The sequence below is a fragment of the Microbacterium sp. genome, assembly GCF_030149085.1.
Classification (GTDB): Bacteria; Actinomycetota; Actinomycetes; order Actinomycetales; family Microbacteriaceae; genus Microbacterium.
On the sequence record NZ_JASBSF010000309.1, the window covers coordinates 1 to 16,360 of the forward strand.

The 16,360-nt window shown below is 67.2% G+C and carries 10 protein-coding genes and 1 pseudogene; 4 read left to right on the top strand and 7 right to left on the bottom strand.

The window, feature by feature from the left end:
- The 5 genes and pseudogenes from Q1V87_RS12750 to Q1V87_RS12770 form a co-directional block, all read right to left on the bottom strand.
- Positions 1-769, bottom strand: a pseudogene (locus Q1V87_RS12750) (DUF58 domain-containing protein); the annotation flags it as partial.
- Positions 766-1,731, bottom strand: coding sequence for a MoxR family ATPase (locus tag Q1V87_RS12755; protein WP_292725671.1), 966 nt, complete (start codon positions 1,729-1,731; stop codon positions 766-768). The gene Q1V87_RS12755 and the pseudogene Q1V87_RS12750, both read right to left, overlap by 4 nt.
- A gap of 25 nt (positions 1,732-1,756) precedes the next feature.
- Entirely contained in the window at positions 1,757-7,702 is a 5,946-nt protein-coding gene (locus Q1V87_RS12760; protein ID WP_300593518.1) for an Ig-like domain-containing protein, read from the bottom strand.
- Between the two features lie 4 nt (positions 7,703-7,706).
- The gene (locus Q1V87_RS12765; RefSeq protein ID WP_300593521.1) at positions 7,707-8,849 is read right to left on the bottom strand and encodes a serine/threonine-protein kinase; all 1,143 of its coding nucleotides are present in this window, start codon (positions 8,847-8,849) and stop codon (positions 7,707-7,709) included.
- A 143-nt stretch (positions 8,850-8,992) separates the two neighbouring features.
- A complete protein-coding gene (locus Q1V87_RS12770; protein ID WP_300593524.1) occupies positions 8,993-9,931 on the bottom strand; it encodes an FHA domain-containing protein in 939 nt (312 codons plus the stop codon).
- Between the two features lie 85 nt (positions 9,932-10,016).
- Here Q1V87_RS12770 and Q1V87_RS12775 point away from each other — a divergent pair, with 85 nt between their 5' ends.
- The gene (locus Q1V87_RS12775) at positions 10,017-10,853 is read left to right on the top strand and encodes an aldo/keto reductase (protein WP_300593527.1); all 837 of its coding nucleotides are present in this window, start codon (positions 10,017-10,019) and stop codon (positions 10,851-10,853) included.
- A 10-nt stretch (positions 10,854-10,863) separates the two neighbouring features.
- On the opposite strand, the gene Q1V87_RS12780 is transcribed toward Q1V87_RS12775, so the two are convergent.
- On the bottom strand, positions 10,864-12,435 hold the full coding sequence (locus Q1V87_RS12780) for a phospholipid carrier-dependent glycosyltransferase (RefSeq protein WP_300593530.1): 1,572 nt from the start codon (positions 12,433-12,435) through the stop codon (positions 10,864-10,866).
- Between the two features lie 9 nt (positions 12,436-12,444).
- Positions 12,445-13,017, bottom strand: coding sequence for a hypothetical protein (locus tag Q1V87_RS12785; RefSeq protein ID WP_300593533.1), 573 nt, complete (start codon positions 13,015-13,017; stop codon positions 12,445-12,447).
- 207 nt (positions 13,018-13,224) lie between these two features.
- On the opposite strand from Q1V87_RS12785, the gene Q1V87_RS12790 reads away from it, so the two are divergent.
- From Q1V87_RS12790 to chvE, 3 genes are all read left to right on the top strand, one after another.
- Complete coding sequence (locus tag Q1V87_RS12790; RefSeq protein WP_292708950.1) at positions 13,225-14,247, top strand: LacI family DNA-binding transcriptional regulator; 1,023 nt, start codon at positions 13,225-13,227, stop codon at positions 14,245-14,247.
- 162 nt (positions 14,248-14,409) lie between these two features.
- Positions 14,410-15,177: a class II aldolase/adducin family protein gene (locus Q1V87_RS12795; protein ID WP_300593537.1), complete on the top strand. Its 768-nt coding sequence runs from the start codon at positions 14,410-14,412 to the stop codon at positions 15,175-15,177.
- A 57-nt stretch (positions 15,178-15,234) separates the two neighbouring features.
- Positions 15,235-16,360, top strand: a 1,126-nt coding sequence (chvE, locus tag Q1V87_RS12800) for a multiple monosaccharide ABC transporter substrate-binding protein (RefSeq protein WP_300593540.1), incomplete at its 3' end; no start/stop codon positions are given.

The following is a 16,360-nucleotide window of genomic DNA, read 5'->3' on the forward strand; positions in this document are numbered from 1 at the left end:
GGGAATCGCCGGGGACGTATTCGCGGATGGCATGGAAGGAGATGTCGGAGTCGACGATGAGAGACGAGGGATTGCCCTCGAGATCGCGGACGAAGCCTGTGGCGGTGCTGGGGATCACCGTGGTCACCGGGTGCACGTACAGGGTGTGGTGGTCCTGCCACGCTGTCTCACGTCGCAGCAGTCCGAGCGGGTCCCCGCGGACCGTGCGGGCTGGGCCGATCGCGATGACACCGCGGCGGTGGGTGGGAATGGCGACCTGTTCGCTGAAGACTGCCCCGGGCCGCAGCAGGGGTACGGCTATTTCGACAAGACCTTCGCCGACGGGGACGTCGACGACCCCTGGGAGGGCGAGTCGACGCCCGATGTTGGTCACGGTGATCGCGCCGCTGACCTCGGCGCCGGCGACGACCCGGTCATGGGCGAGCGTGAGGTCCACCTCGTAGGCCCGCGCGCCGAAGAGGAACACCGAGGCGAGCAGCAGAAGACTGAGAGCGATGGTCCCGGCGGCGACGAACTCGATCCAGCCGAGGATGAGTCCGGCCGTGAGCCCGACCACGGCGGCGGCCACCAGCATCCACCCGCCAGCGGTGACCGTTTCGGTCACCGCCCGTGTCGCGCGCGTGATCGTCTGCCTCAGCCGCCGCCAGAACTTGATTCCCTGGACGACGACGACCGTCGTGGCTCCCCCCGTTGCATAGCGCGTTCGAGTGGTGGACCGGCCGGTCGATCCACTCGTTCGCGTGATCCGGGAGTCGGTGTGTGAGCTCACGCGGACTCGCGCTGGCTGGGCGGCACGGTGTCCAGAAGCACCTGTCCGATGACGGCGTTCGCGGTGACCCCGTCGAATTCCGCCTCGGGGTCGAGGATGAGGCGGTGGGCGAGGACCGGCTCGGCCAGCGCCTTCACGTCGTCGGGGGTGACGTACGAGCGGCCGTGGGCTGCGGCCCAGGTCTTGGAGGCCTTTGTCAGCGCGAGCGCGCCGCGCACACTCACGCCCAGGCGCACCTGCGTCGCGTTTCGGGTGGCTTCGACCAGGCGCGAGATGTAGTCGAGCACGAGCGGGTTGAGGTAGACCTCGCGGGCGATGTCGGCCATCGTCACCACACCCTGGGGGGTGATCACGGGGGCGACTTCGCGCTTCGCTGTTGCCGTCCCCTCGAGGATCTTGAGAGTGGCGGCGTGATCGGGGTAGCCGAGCGAGGTCTTGAGCAGGAAGCGGTCGAGCTGCGCCTCGGGCAGTCGGTAGGTGCCGGCCTGCTCGACCGGGTTCTGGGTGGCCACGACCAAGAAGGGGGTGCCGACCGGGCGGGTCACGCCGTCGACGGTGACCTGGCCCTCTTCCATGACCTCGAGCAGGGCCGACTGGGTCTTGGGGCTTGCGCGGTTGATCTCGTCGGCGAGGACGACGTTGGCGAAGATCGGTCCCATGTGGAACTCGAACTCCCCCTTCTTCTGGTCGTACACCGTGATACCGGTGACATCGCCGGGAAGCAGATCGGGGGTGAACTGGATGCGGCTGCTCGTGCCCTGAACGGTGCGCCCCATGGCGCGGGCAAGCGACGTCTTGCCTGTCCCCGGGTAATCCTCCAGCAGCAGGTGGCCCTCGGAGATCATCGCCGTGAAGGCCAGTTCGATGACGTGGCGCTTTCCGAGCACGACCTGTTCGACGTTGGCGACCAGGCTGTCAAAGGACTCCTGGAACCAGTTGGTCTGTTCGGCGGAGAGGGTCATGCGGATCCTTTCGGGCGTGCGGTGCTCACGGGGTGGTGCTCCCCTCTGTTCCGGAGTCAGCGGGCGGCGGATCCGGGGCGGTGCAGGTGAGGCTGTATGACTGCGTGCCGAGCGCTGACAGGGCAGCGGTGAACGCGACCGAGTAGGTCGCTCCCGTCGAGCCATCCTCTGACGTGGACGTCGAGTATTGACCTGCCTCAGCTGCAACGACGATCTGACCGGGCGAGACGTCGCCGCTGACGCAGGTCTGGGGGAACTCGATCCGCACCAGGTAGGCCGGCGATCCAGTAGCGGGGGAGATCGTCACGGGTTCGGAACACGTCTCGGTGCTACCCGCGAGACAGGCCTTCGCGGTCAGCGGCGCCGGCGCCACACCGTATCGGAAGGCATCGTCGAACGAGGCGATGGGAGTGCCGCCCGTGAAGAAGACGACCTCGTAGCTGCCGGTGGCGGCCAGCGCCGGGGCGCTGATGACACTCCATTCACGTACCCGCGCGTTGGCGACAGTGGAGTCGGCCGTGGCAGTGATCGAGTAGGTCGTATCTCCGGTCGGGGGAGGGATCGTCTCGCTGGGACGGACGGTGCCGCTGGTCCAGCTTGTCGTGCCGAACGACACTCCGTCGTACCAGGTCTCGGCACAGATATTGACCGTCGTCGCCTCCCATACCGTGCCGGCGAGCGTCGTCGAGAACGAGGATCCTGTCACCGACCCCGAGGGAGTGCATGTCGTGCCGGCCAGAACGGCCCGAGCCTTCACGGTGGCGCCCGTGCCGTTGGGCGTGACCGTCGCGGCGACCTGGATCTGCCCGCTGCCGTCGGTGCTCGCGGTGGCCGTCGGGTCGGTGATCAGCGGCGCACCGATGCCCCAGGCTTCGCCCGAGACCGAGGTCCCGTCCGAGCTGCCGCCGGCGACGACGGATTCGGGCGGCACCTCGAACCGGGTGACCGGGGTCGCAGTGACAGTGGTGGGGGTGTTCGACCCAACAAGGAACGCGGGGAACTCGACGCTGTTCTGTCCAGACGGGACAGAAACGGTGACGGTCTCGCCGACAGGGCTTGTCAGACGGATGGCGCCCGTGGTCGGACCGATCCCGGTCACGGTGATCTTCGCGATGAGACCATCGGGTGGGTTCGGCACAGGAGCCGCCTCGATCCCGCCGGGGGCGACGGGGGCCTGATACGCCCAGGCCACGATGCTCGAGCTGGTTCGCGATTCACCCGTGGAATTGACCGCCCACGCCTGGTACGTGACCTTCTCACCGTTGGTCGCCGAGATCGGGGCGCACTCGCCTGTGGCAGAGCAGGTCGTTTCAACACCGTTGCTCCCCGAGACTCGGTAGCCGCTCACCGCCGGGTACGACGTGGATTCGGACACCACCCGCAGGGTCACTGTGTCACCGGTGTAGTTGGTCCAGTTGATGCGTGCGGGATCTGCCGGCAGTCCCTGGAGGTCGAGGATCACGGTGCCGTCGCGATCCCCACTGGATACGCGCTGTTGCGCATCCTGCACTGAGAAGCTTCCGGTGCAGTCGGCCGCGCCTGGCGCATCGGAGGCCCAGCTCGCGGTCACCGCGGTGGCGCTGGCCTTTGTGAAGGTGACGTCGGGGCAGTTCTCGGGGTTTGTCACCGAGACCAGCGTCAGCGGCGTGCCGGGAAGCGGATTGACCTCGCCGGCCACGCCGATCACCTGGATCGTGCAGGATGTCGTGCCACCGCTCTGGGAGCACTGCTGCGTCGCCGTCCCGCCCTTCGGGAGGGTCGAAGGTGCAGGCCCGACCGTGAGTGCCAGGGTCGCTGCCGCGGCATCCGGGTGGCTGAGGATGCGCACGGTCACCGGCTCCTCACGGGCGGGCCGAGATGCGTCCTTCGCAACGATGGTCAGCGAGGAGCCGGACTGCGTCACCTCGAACTGATCGCCGGAGTACTCGATGCCGTACTCGACCGAGGCCCAGTCGGGTTCCCCGTTCCAGGTTGTCATCGACTGCAGGTCGTACACGGCTTCGGCGCCGGGGCTGACGCTGAGGGATGCGGCGCGCAGCTCCGGCTGCGGTGCCTTCGCAATGATCGAGACCCGCAGCGCGAGATAGGTGGGATCCTCCTGCGAGGCGAGTCGCACCGGCACGGTACAGGTGTCGGTCCAGGGGCCGCCGACGCCCGCGTCATAGCGAATCGTCGTGCCGCGCTCGAGGGAGCACTGCCCAGCCCGGGAACCGGTCGAGGTGACGCCGGCGCCGTCAACGACAAGCTCCTCTCCCCTGGGGACTGCCACGGCCTGCGCCATGTCTACGTCGACCGAACCCTCTTCGTTGACCTCGATCTGTGCGAACCCGGCACGAAGCGCCAGTTCGATGTCGTTGTCGCCGGGGATGCGGAGGAACCCGTAGGTGACAACCTCGGTCCCGTTGAAGGCGGTGCCCGAGAGCTGGAAGGGCACGAGTGTGGAGTCCTCGGGAATCTCTCCTGAGATCGACCAGCCCTGCGCGGTGAAGGCCGCCGAGTCGTCCCAGAGAGCCATCGTGAGGTTCGAGATGTCGCCACCGCTCCAGGTCACCCGGCCTGTGACGACATCGATCCCAGCGGGCAGATCTTCACGGGACTCGGCGGTCAGGATGGTGTCCTGCACGACCGGATAGTCGGGTACCGGAGTACGCACGACCTTGAGGACGATCAGTCCTTGCGCTGTGTCACCGCTGCGATTTCGTACGGTGTAGAAGAAGGAGTAGGTGCCCAGTTCCGTCCCCGCCGCGAGCACGACCTGCCCCGTCTCGGTATCCACTGAGGTCAGCATCGCCTCGAGCTTCGCGTATTCGTCGGTGTCAGGTTGGGCGTTGGGACGCACATCGACCAGTTGCAGCTCGCTCCCGGTGGGATCGACGTCATTGTCGGTCGGGAACAGCACGACCGTGTTGGACGCACCGGCCTGCGCCTGGGCGTAGTCGCTGTAGGTCACCGGGCTCGGGTCGGAGGCCTCGTCCAGGATGCCGATGCGGACCGTGGCGACGGCGGTCTCGCCACGGGAGTCTCGCACCTGGTAGGTGAAGGCATCCTGGCCGCGGGCGCCTGGGCTGCTCGTGTAGACGATCGCATTCGACTCGGCCGAGATCGCCGCCGAGCCCTGCGCGGGCTGCGTGACGATGCGGTCGAGAACCACGCTGTCGCCGTCGGGGTCGACACCGAAGCTGTCGAACGGGATCGACACCGCGCGACCGCTCAGCACCCGTCCCGAAAGGTCGGTGGGAAGGGGAGCGGTGTTCGTATCAGAGGGCAGCACCGTGATGAAGATGCGCGCACTGTCGGTCATCTCGGGGAACCCGAGGCGGAAGATCGTATACGCCACGGAATAGATGCCCGGCTCGGAGGGGGCCAGGTAACGCACCACCCGCGGTGTCGCGAAGGCGAGTCCGGCATCGGATTCGTTCACAACCTGGGATGGATCGATCGAGACAAGTGCGCCGGCGGGAGCGGTGTCGTTGGCCAGAACCGGGATGTCGATGAGGGAGCCGACGCGCACGGTGACAGTGTCATCGGTCGCGATCGGCGGCTTGGCGCTCGGGGACGGCAGCAGGATGACGGTCAGCTCGCCCGTTGCGGTGGCGTTCGGATCCCCGGTCCCGTCCGAGACCGTGTACCGGACTGTACCCAACTGCCCGGGCTGCCCGTCGGCGGTGGTACCGGACACGCGGATCAGGCTCTGTGCGACGACGTCCACGCTCAGCGAGGCGCCAGCGGCGGGCTCCGGGCGAAGATCGCTGACCAGCAGGACGCGCCCCGACGGGTTCTCGACCGCGGTGAGCACGTCGATCGAGGCATCCTCGTTCGGTCGGACGAAGGCGGTCAGCGGCGGCGTCGAGATGCGGACTTCCGCGGGATCGAGCACGGTAATCCGCACGGTCGCCGATATCTCGCCGGTGTCATCGCGCACGGTGTATTGCACGACATGCGAGCCCGGCTGGTCAGCGGTGAAGGTGAAGGAGAGCCCGGCGGAGTTCGGGACGACGGTGGCCGTCGAACCGTTGAGCGTCTTGACGGCGGTCAACGACACCGCGCCCTTCGTGCCGTGCACGCGGTCGTCCAGGGTGACCGACATCGGCAGACCGAGTTCCCCGGTCAACGCGAACGAGTCGGCGGACAGCTGTGGCGACGGGGTGACGGAGATGAACAGGGGCTGGCTCGATGACGCGCCACGGGAATCCGAGATGGTGACATCGACCTGCACGCTCAGCGCCGTCGTGGTGTTGGGATCCGGGTGCTGGTAGGTGACCGTGCCCGCAGGGTCGGCGGCGACCGTTCCCACGCCGGTGCCGTTGGTGGCGTCCGAGAGATAGACGGGGTCGCCGTCCGGGTCGACCCAGGCCTCCATCACGTCCACCGATACGGTACCGCCGGGCAGGACATCGGGCGAGGGCCACGTGGCCAGACATCCCGGGTCGCCACCGCACCAGATCGGCGCGTTGTTGACATCCTCCGGGACGACGCTGACGGTCACGCTGGCTGGCTCGGAGTTGAGACCGTCGGCCGTGGTCCCATCCGTCACCCGGTACGAGAAGGTCGCGGAGCCGGAGGCTCCCGCTGCGACCTCGATGACCAGCTGCTGACTCTCATTGGCAACACGGACGGTGCCGAAGGCCGGATCAAGCCCCGTCACCGACGAGCCGATGATGCTCAGGACATCCTCGTTGGGGTCGTGGTCGTTCAGGAGCACGGGCAGGACGACGTCCCGCCCCGCACGGACGCCGAAGGAGTCGGGCTCGGCGACCGGAGGTCGCGGGTCGAGGACTCGGTCGGGCGTCACATTCTGGTCCTGCTCCTGTTGACGGGCGGCCTCTTCGCTGCGCCAGGACTGCGACGAGGCGACCAGCGCACCATCGGGCAGCGTCCACACCCAGCCGGAGGTGGTCTCGTTGAGGATCGCCTGTCCGGAGTTGGCCGCGATGACCGGCGTCAGCTGCTCGTCCAGCGCGGCTCCGGCGTAGTCGAGGTCGGTGGCTCCGGACTCCGAGGACCACAGCGTGCCAGCTTCGGCGGTGAGCCATGCGCCGAACAGGACACCCCCGACGGAGGTCGGCTGCGCGGGCGCACCCTGGGCCTCGACAGTGCGCTGCGTGTTCTGACCGTCGAGGGCGACCGTCACCAGGCCGCTTCCGTCGGCGATCGAGATCTCGGCTGCGGACGGGTCTGGACTCTGAAGACGTGCGTTCTCATCGACATCGAGGAAGACCGGACCGTCGACGCCCTGGATCCACAGTGTTCCGCTGGCGGGCTCCAAGACGGCCCACCGCCCGCCGACCCGACTGAGCTGCACGTCGTCGGTGGCCGGGATCTCGACCTCCTCCTCGTCGGTGATCTCGCCCGTGGCGGCGTCCGCGGTGAACATCCTCCCGCTCGCGAGCGAGAGCGCCAGCACCGTTCCGGTGTCGGTCACGGTCACCGCATCAGCACCGATGCGCGGACGCGTCTGCCCCTGTTCGACCACGACGTCGGCGTAGGGGTCGATGATCGTCGCGGCACCGCCGGTCGACAGGCGGGCGGCGTAGACGTCGCCCGTGTCGGTCAGATAGGCGAGATAATCGCCCGCCGAAGACAGGTCGCTGGTTCCGGACGGGGTCGGCTGGAGGACGTCGGCGGCATCGGCGTCGATGTCGGGAGGTGAGGGGAGCGAGACATCCGCGTACTTGCTGTCGCCATCGGTGAAGACGAACAGATGCCCTTGCGTCTGGGCGAGTCTGCTGGGGTTCTCGACCTGCTTGACCGTGACGAGTTCGCCCAGTGCCGTGTTCACCCGTGCATAGTTCCGCCCGTCGCCGGTCTGCAGCGCCCACACGGACGAATCCTGCAGCGGCGTCTCCTGTGCATCGAATCCTGGCCAGACGGCTGCGGCCGCGACGACCAGGCCGACGACCGCGACCGTTGCCCCACCGGCCACGAGTGCGCGCCAGCGGGGCCCTGTCGGGTTCGTCGGGGTGGATGTCATCCGCTCAGAACACCCCCGTGAGAGCGAGGACTGTCACCGTCGCTGCGGCGCCGACCGCCACCGCGCCCGCGATGATCGTCGGGATGAGCCAGCGGCTGCGTGCAGGCCGTGAGGGCGAGGACCCGGCGAGCACTGTGCCGTCCAGGCTCACCCGGTGCGCGGTGGAGCGCGACGCGCGTTGCGGGCGGCGGGAGGCGTGCTCGACGGTGGGTCGGACTGGGCCGCGCAGCGAGTTGTCCTGGAAGTCGATCGCGGCTCCCGCGGCCGCCCACTCGTCGACGGCAATCTCGAGGGGTGTCGAAGGGAGCCCCATCTCGTGCTGGACGACCTGCAGCTCGTAGGCGAACTGCGCCGCCGAGGCTTGGCGCCGTGCGGGGTCTTTGCTCATCGACCGCTGCAGCAGCGCTTCGAGCGAAGCAGGCACATCCGATCGACCTATCGGGGTGTACTGAGCCTTGCGGATCCGGCCCTTGAGCTGATCCCGCCCGTTCTGCCCGCTGCCGGCGATCTCGAAGGGGCTCCGCCCAGCGAGCAGCGTGTAGATCGTCGCGCCGAGGCTCCACACCTCGCTGGGGATCGAGCCCGAAATCGATTCGTCGACGACCTCCGGGGCGCTCCACGGGACAGACATAGCGAAGACCTCACCGTCGCCGCGGGCGTTGATCGAGGCCGCGATCCCGAAGTCCGACAGTACCGGAGCCCCGAAGGCAGTCATGAGGATGTTCGAGGGCTTGATATCGCGGTGCAGCAGACCCGCGCGATGGGCGGTTTCGAGGGCAGACCCGATCTTCACGCCGAGAGCGACGATCTCGGCGACCGGTATGAGCTCGCGTCGATAGCGGTTGGTCATCGAATTCGGGCAGTGCTCCATCACGATGTAGGGGCGACCGTCTGCCGAGACGCTGGCCTGGTAGATCGTGAGGATGGAGGGGTGAGCGCTCAGGCGCGCCATGACGTCGGCTTCCGCGTTGAACATCCGCAGCAGGCCGTCGTCAACGATGTCTTGAAGCAGCACCTTGACGGCGACGGGGCGGCGAGGCATGTTTTGCTCGAACAGGAACACGTCGGCAAAGCCGCCGGTGCCCAGTGGTCTCACATAGGTGAATCCGCTGAGGATCGGCGGCGCCGCTGGTAGGCGCCCTGCCATTGTTTCCCCCTCGAAGTGAGCGCGGCACCGTCGGGTGTGTGTACCGCGTTCAACTGCGTGACTGCCCTTGTTCCCCCTGGCCGTTCGGATATTTCCTATCACATGCGGATCACGACTGTGCAACTCCGGCCGCGGGGACGGCCTTAGCGAGACAGAGTGACCTCGGCGATATTGCCGTCGCCGAAATCGACGCGGTCGCCGGGCGCTAGCGTTATCTCGCGATCGCGCACTTCGATCGTCGGGCCGTCTCCTACAGTGACGAATGTACCGTTGGTGGACCGGAGGTCCCGGAGCCGCAGCTGCACGCCCTCGGCGACTACCTCGGCGTGTGTTGCGGACACCTCGTGTCGCGGCGAAGCGAGGGCCACTGTCGTCGCGCCCGCGCGAGTGGGTGAGCGGCCGAAGACGACGGTCCCCGCGATGGGAATGAGTGGGCCATTCCTGAAGTGCAGAGCCAGGCGCGGCTCGACTCGGCGTTGCCCGATGACGGTGGCATCGTCGAGATCCTTGCGGGCGGCGGCCCGCGAACCGATCACCGTGCGGTCGTCGAGTTCGCCGTGCTCGGGCTCGGTGCTCGGCAGCATACCGGTCGCCCAGCGAGGCTCGGACGAGTGCTCGACAGCTATGTCGAGTTCCGGAAGTGGAATGCCCCAGTGGACCTGTTCGGTGCGGACGACCCCGCGCTCGACGGGTAGTCGCGCCGGCCCAGGGGGCTCTCCGCGCAAGCCGATCGTCAGCTCGGCGATCTGCTGCGTCGATGCTTCGACCCACGTGGCCGCACCCTTGCCCGAGTAGCGCTGTTGCTGGGAGCTGCCGACCGCGGCCCGTCCTCGCCCGCGTAGGGCGAGGGAGGCCGAGCCGGTCGAGGCGTCCAGCAGTTCGATCAGTGCGAAGTCGGGGATCACGCGCACCCCGCGGGTGACCAGGGCTTCGAGGATGCTCTCCAGCGTCGCATCCTGGGTTGTCATCGTGTGCCACAGCTCCAATGCATGGCCGGCGTCGGTCGCGATCGTCAGGACGAACCGATCGGTGATCAGACCCCAGGCGTCGCGATCGGCAGCCGCCGGGGTATAGCTGAACATGCGCACAGCATATTGCGCGCCGGTGCGGTCCACTTCGCGTCATCCACGGCATCGGGGGCTGTGCCATGCCGCATACGCTGGGATCATGACGATTCCCTCGGTGCAGCTTCTCGATGACAACCGCATTCCGCAGGTGGGCTACGGCGTGTTCAAGGTCCCGGCCGACGACACGCGTCGTGCCGTGCTCGAGGCGTTCGAGCTGGGCTATCGGCATATCGACACGGCGGCCATCTACGGCAACGAAGAGGGAGTCGGCGCCGCGATCGCCGAGAGCGGCATCCCGCGCGAGGACCTGTTCATCACAACCAAGCTCTGGAACGACCGCCACGACGGCGACGAGCCTCGCGCCGCGCTCGGCGAAAGCCTCGACAAGCTCGGCCTCGATGCCGTCGACCTCTACCTCGTGCACTGGCCGACCCCCGCGCGCGCCAACTACGTGCACGCGTGGGAGCGCCTGATCGACCTGCGCGAGCAGGGGCTGACGCGCAGTATCGGGGTCTCGAACTTCCTCGTTCCCCACCTCGAGCGCATCGTCGCCGAGACCGGCGTCAGCCCGGTGGTCGATCAGATCGAGCTTCACCCCGCCTATCAGCAGCGCGAGATTGTCGAGTGGGCACTCGCTCGCGGCATCCGGATCGAAGCCTGGGGTCCGCTCGGACAGGGCAAGTACGACCTGTTCTCGATCCCCGCTGTCGCGGACGCGGCGGCTGCCCATAGCAAGACCCCGGCGCAGATCGTGCTGCGCTGGCACCTCGATAAGGGCAACATCGTGTTCCCGAAGTCGGTGCGACGTGAGCGGCTGGCCGAGAACATCGACATCGTCGATTTCGCGTTGACGGATGCCGAGATCGCCGCAATCGATGCGATCGACCCGGGCGATGGTTCGGGGCGTGTCTCGGCGCATCCCGACGAGGTCAACTGAGTGCTACGCGTCAGATCCAGGTGGGCGACCAGTTGTGGAGTCGCCAGAAGTCGTAGGGCACGCTCGTCGCGGTGAGGATCGGATACCAGAACGCCGAAAGCACCAGAGCGACGATGAAGAAGACGGCAACCACCCGCTGGCCCGTCACGCGTCTTTCGGGACTGGCGCCGGCCGGATGGGCGAGATCACGCAGCGCAATCCCCAGGGCCAAGAGGAGGAACGGCAGCATCACGACCGTGTAGAACTGGAAGACCGTGCGCTCGGGGTAGAGAAGCCACGGCACCCAGGTGACGGCGATGCCCGTCAGAACGAAGCCCGAGGCGAGGTCCCGGCGCCGTATGAACCTGATGACGAGGTAGACGGCAGCTGCGACGGCGGCGTACCACACGAGCGGGTTCGGCATCGAGTAGATGTTCTGCACGCATCCCGAAGCCGCGGTGCAGCCAGCCTCGCCGAGAGCATCGCTGTGATAGAACATCGAGGTCGGTCTGGCAAGGAGCGGCCACTGCCATGCAGGGCTCGCGTAGCTGTGGCTTGCTGACAGCCCCACGTGGAAGCCGTACATCGACTGGTGGTAGGCCCACAGATTCTGGAGCGACAGTGGCGCCCACGACCAGAAGCCGGTTGCTGGCGAGCCGTCGACGGTGTGCCTGTCGTATCCGCCGTCGGTGACCAGCCACCCCGTCCACGTCGCGAGATAGAGAAGGAGTGCCGGCGGCACGAGCAGCAGGAACGTCACCGGTCCCTGGCGCACCGCGGCATCGGCGGGCCAATACTCGACGCCACGCCGGCGCCGCTCCAGGGCGTCGACGACGACGAGGTAGATGCCGATACCGGCAAGGACGTACAGTCCCGACCACTTCACAGCCGTTGCAGCTCCGGCGGCAAGCCCCGCTGCGACAACCCACGGCCTCGCCCAGAACACCGGACCCCAGCGAGATTCCGATTCAAAACGCCCGGCGGCTAACCGTCGGGGCCACTCCCGCTGGCGAAGCCATCGTCGATCCAGCAGCACGAACCAGAACGCCAGCAGGGTGAAGAACATGACGAAGGTGTCGAGCAACGCGACCCGGCTCATCACGATCGCGAGGCCATCGATAGCCATCAGCCCCGCTGCTGCCGTTGCCACACCGATCGACCGGGTGAGGGTGAGAGCAACGACGTAGAGCAGCAGCACGGCGAGAGTCCCGAACAGTGCCGTGGCAAAGCGCCAGCCGACCGACGAGTCGGCGCCGAACAGCGCCATCCCCGCACCGATGAGGAATTTTCCGAGGGGTGGGTGGACGACGTAGCTTCCTTCGTCGAGGAAGATGTCGGTCTCGCCGGCAGCGAATCGCGCGTCGGCTTCATCGGGCCACTTCGCGGCGAACCCCAGGTTCCACTGCGACCAGGCATCCTTCACGTAATAGGTCTCGTCGAAGACCAGTTCGTGCGGGTGCCCGAGGTTCCAGAAGCGCAGGATGCCGGCAACCGCCGTCACGACCGCCGGCACCGCGATCTGCAGTCGGGGGGAGACGGCGATCCGGGCGCTGACACGGTCGTACACCGTCGGACGCGCGGGGCTGTCGACGATGGTGGTCACGGTGACAGCCTATTCGGGCGGGTCTGTCAGTTCCGGCGGTTCCGAGGCTGCGGGAGGCGCCTCCGACGCTGCGGTCGGAGGACGGGGCGGATCGTCAGTGACACCGAGCAGAAAACCCGCGATCTGCAGTGCGGTGCCCTCGAGCACGGGTCCACTACCGAACGCCCAGTCGGCATCCGTCGCCCGAATCGTGTGTCCGGCCACGACTGCTCGACGTTCGAACTGACCGGCGCCCTGTGCGTACAAGGCGACAGCACCAGCGGTCATCGGGTCCACGACCAGATCGAGACCGAGGTCGCCCGCGATCCGGAGCGCTGCAGCGAGCGCTCGAGACAGTACACGGATGCCGCGTCGACGTGCGAGAACGGCAGCCCGGAAGCCTGCGACGGTTCGATCCGATTGACGCCAGGGACCCGCGAGTCCCGCGTCCACCGCGAAGGCTGCCCAGGTCTTCTCCGCGTCGGTGAGCGTCGCCAGGCTCGACAGCAGCGCGTCCAGCTCTGGGCGCCGATCGCTGGAGACGAGGCCCTCGTTCTGACGTGATCGGCCACTGAGCGGGAGAAATCGCAGGAAGTCCGCCACGGAGACAGAGTATCGGCCGGTCTCGTGCCAGGGGCAGCTATACACATGCGCCGCGGGCAATGTGACGGATGTGACAGGCGCCGACGCGGCGACGAGTAATTCCCGGGGCCTAAATGTGACTGTCACATCCGGCGCGCCGCTATCATGAGCGAAGGGGCACGGAATCCCGGCACACTGCGATGTGACCGTGCTCACGGGAGGCGTTCGATGAGCGAGGGCACCGGCGGACGACCGCCGAGCATCCGAGACGTTGCACGGTTGGCCGGCGTCTCTCATCAGACGGTCTCGCGCGTTCTCAACGACCATCCGAGCATCCGGCCCGAGACGCGGGCGCGCGTGGTGCAGGTCATGAACGAGTTGCGTTACACCCCCAACCGGGCAGCTCGCATGCTCGTGACCAGTCGCTCGCAGACGATCGGCATCCTCGCTGCCTCTTCGACGCAATACGGGCCGGCTTCGAGCATCGCGGCGATCGAGGAGGCTGCGCGCGAGCGCGGGTACTGGGTCTCGACCGCCAACATCGATGCCGCCGATCCGGACTCGATCACAGACGGCATTGCGCATCTGAGCGCTCAGTCGATCGAGGGACTCGTGGTCATCGCCCCGCAAATGCGGGTCTTTCGCGCCCTGGCTTCACAGCGGATCGATGTGCCCTACGTGACGCTGCAATCGGCGGTCCTCGGTCCCGAACACACCCTCTCGGTCGATCAGATCGCGGGTGCCAGGATGGCGACCCGCCACCTCATCGAGCTCGGACACCGGCAGATCTACCACATCGCGGGCCCCCAGGACTGGATCGAAGCGGAGGCCCGCATGCGCGGATTCCTCGACGAGATGGACGCGCATGACCTGCCAATGACGGCGCCGATCCTGGGCGACTGGACCGCCGAGTTCGGCTACCACGCGGGTCGCGAGCTGCTGCGGGTGCGCGACTTCACGGCGGTCTTCGCTTCGAACGACCAGATGGCGCTGGGACTTCTTCACGCCGTGCGTGACGAAGGCTTGTCGGTGCCGCGCGACATCAGCATCGTGGGCTTCGACGACATCCCCGAAGCAGCGCACTTCTGGCCACCGCTGACCACCGTGCGGCAGGACTTCACCGAGCTCGGGCGCCGATGCGTAGCGCTGTTGCTGGACGACACGGCGGGCGCATCCGCGGGTGAAGCGATCGGCACGATCGCGCCCACCTTCGTTCCGCGCGCATCCTCGGGGCCGATCGGGCGGGTCTAGGGACCCCGACCCGCGGAGATTCACTCCGTTCGGGGCCGTTACCAATCCGAGACTTTTCGCCGCTTGACACTCGGGACGGCGACCGGTCTATAGTTTCGCAATGTGACCGGTCACATTGACTGTCACACCGATCGCTACTGATCGGAACGAAGGAGTTCAGCCATGCCGCCCAAGGATGTTGCGGGCACGACCGAGGGATACGCCGCCGGTGTCAAAGCCGAAGTGGCTATCGCGCGGACCCGCGCCGATGTCGCTCATCGGCAGGCTGAGCTCGAGCAGCGCGGATTGGTCGCCTGCCCCCGCGGCAACGTGTCGGCACGCATCACCGCAGCTGACCTGTTCGTGATCGCTCCGGCAGGGGCGTTTCTCGACAAGATCTCGCCCGAGCGCATGGTTCTGTGCGATCTCGACGGAGTCGCTCTCCCCGAAGTTCTCGGTAGCGAGCGCCTTCCGTCCGCGGATGCTGCGGTCCACTCCCGCATCTACCGTGATCTCCCTGGCGCGGTGGCGATCGTTCACACCGATTCGCCGTATGCGATGGCGTGGGCGGCGCGTGCCGACTCGTTGCCGTGCCTGACCGCCGCTGCCGCCGAAGAGTTCGGTGGTCCGGTTCCGGTCACGGTCGCCGATCTCGCCGATCCCGAAGCACTGGCTGACGCGGTAGCGCGGGCACTCGGATCCGAGCGCCCCGTTGCTCTCGTTCGCGCTGTCGGCGTCTTCGCGGTCGGCGCTGATCTGCGCGAGGCGATGCGGATCGCGTCAGCTCTCGAAGTCGCAGCGCGCCACGCGCTCCTGGTCTCCCAGACCGGCCCGCTCGACGACCTGGCGCTCGATGACACCGTCGCCGCAGCACTGCACGAGCGTGCTCGCCGTCATGCCACCTCGACCCCGGACGCCGCGGTGCACGGGTCGGGTCTCACCCACAACTGAACACCCACAACTGAACACACTCACCAAGACAACGATGTCCTTAGAAAGGAAATCACTGTGAAGAGCACGAAGATTCTGCTCGCCGGCGCGGCAACCCTCGCCGCCGGCGCCCTGCTGCTGTCCGGATGCTCCGGCTCCGGTGGCGGCGGTTCAACCGATGGTGGCGGAGACGGCGGCCTCGTCGGCGTCGCAATGCCCACCAAGAGCTCCGAGCGCTGGATCCAGGACGGCGATGCCGTCAAGGCTGAGCTCGAGAATCAGGGATTCACCGTCGACCTCCAGTACGCCGAGGACGACATCCCCACCCAGGTCTCGCAGATCGAGAACATGATCACCAAGGGTGCTGAGGCCCTGATCATCGCCTCGATCGACGGCACGACGCTCACGAGCGTTCTGCAGGAGGCTGCGGATGCCGGCATCCCCGTCATCGCCTATGACCGCCTCATCCGCGACACCGAGAACGTCGACTACTACGCGTCGTTCGACAACTATCAGGTCGGCGTGCAGCAGGCCACCTCGATCCTCAACGGCCTGGGACTCACCGAACTGGACGGCACCCCGATCGACGGCGCGCCGACCGGCCCGTTCAACATCGAGCTGTTCGCCGGTTCGCTCGATGACAACAACGCGTTCTTCTTCTGGAACGGCGCGATCGACACCCTGCAGCCCTACTTCGACGACGGCACCCTCGTCGTGAAGTCGGGTCAGACCGAGATCGAGCAGGCTGCGACGCTCCGCTGGGACGGCGAGACTGCGCAGAGCCGCATGGAAGACATCCTGACGGCGTTCTACTCGGACGGCTCGAAGGTCAACGCGGTGCTCTCGCCCTATGACGGCATCTCGCGCGGCATCATCTCGGCCCTCACCGACGCCGGCTACACCGTCGGCGACGGCTGGCCGATCATCTCGGGCCAGGATGCCGAGCTCGACTCGGTCAAGGCGATCAACCGCGGTGAGCAGTACTCGACCATCTTCAAGGACACCCGCCTGCTCGCGCAGGTCGCTGTCGACATGGCGGTGGCTCTGCTCAACGGTGAGACGCCCGACGTCAACAACACCACGGACTACGACAACGGCGTGAAGGTCGTCCCGTCGTACCTGCTCCAGCCGGTCATCGTGGTGAAGGACAACATCAACGACGCGCTCGTGAAGTCCGGCTACTACACCGACGCCGAGATCAACG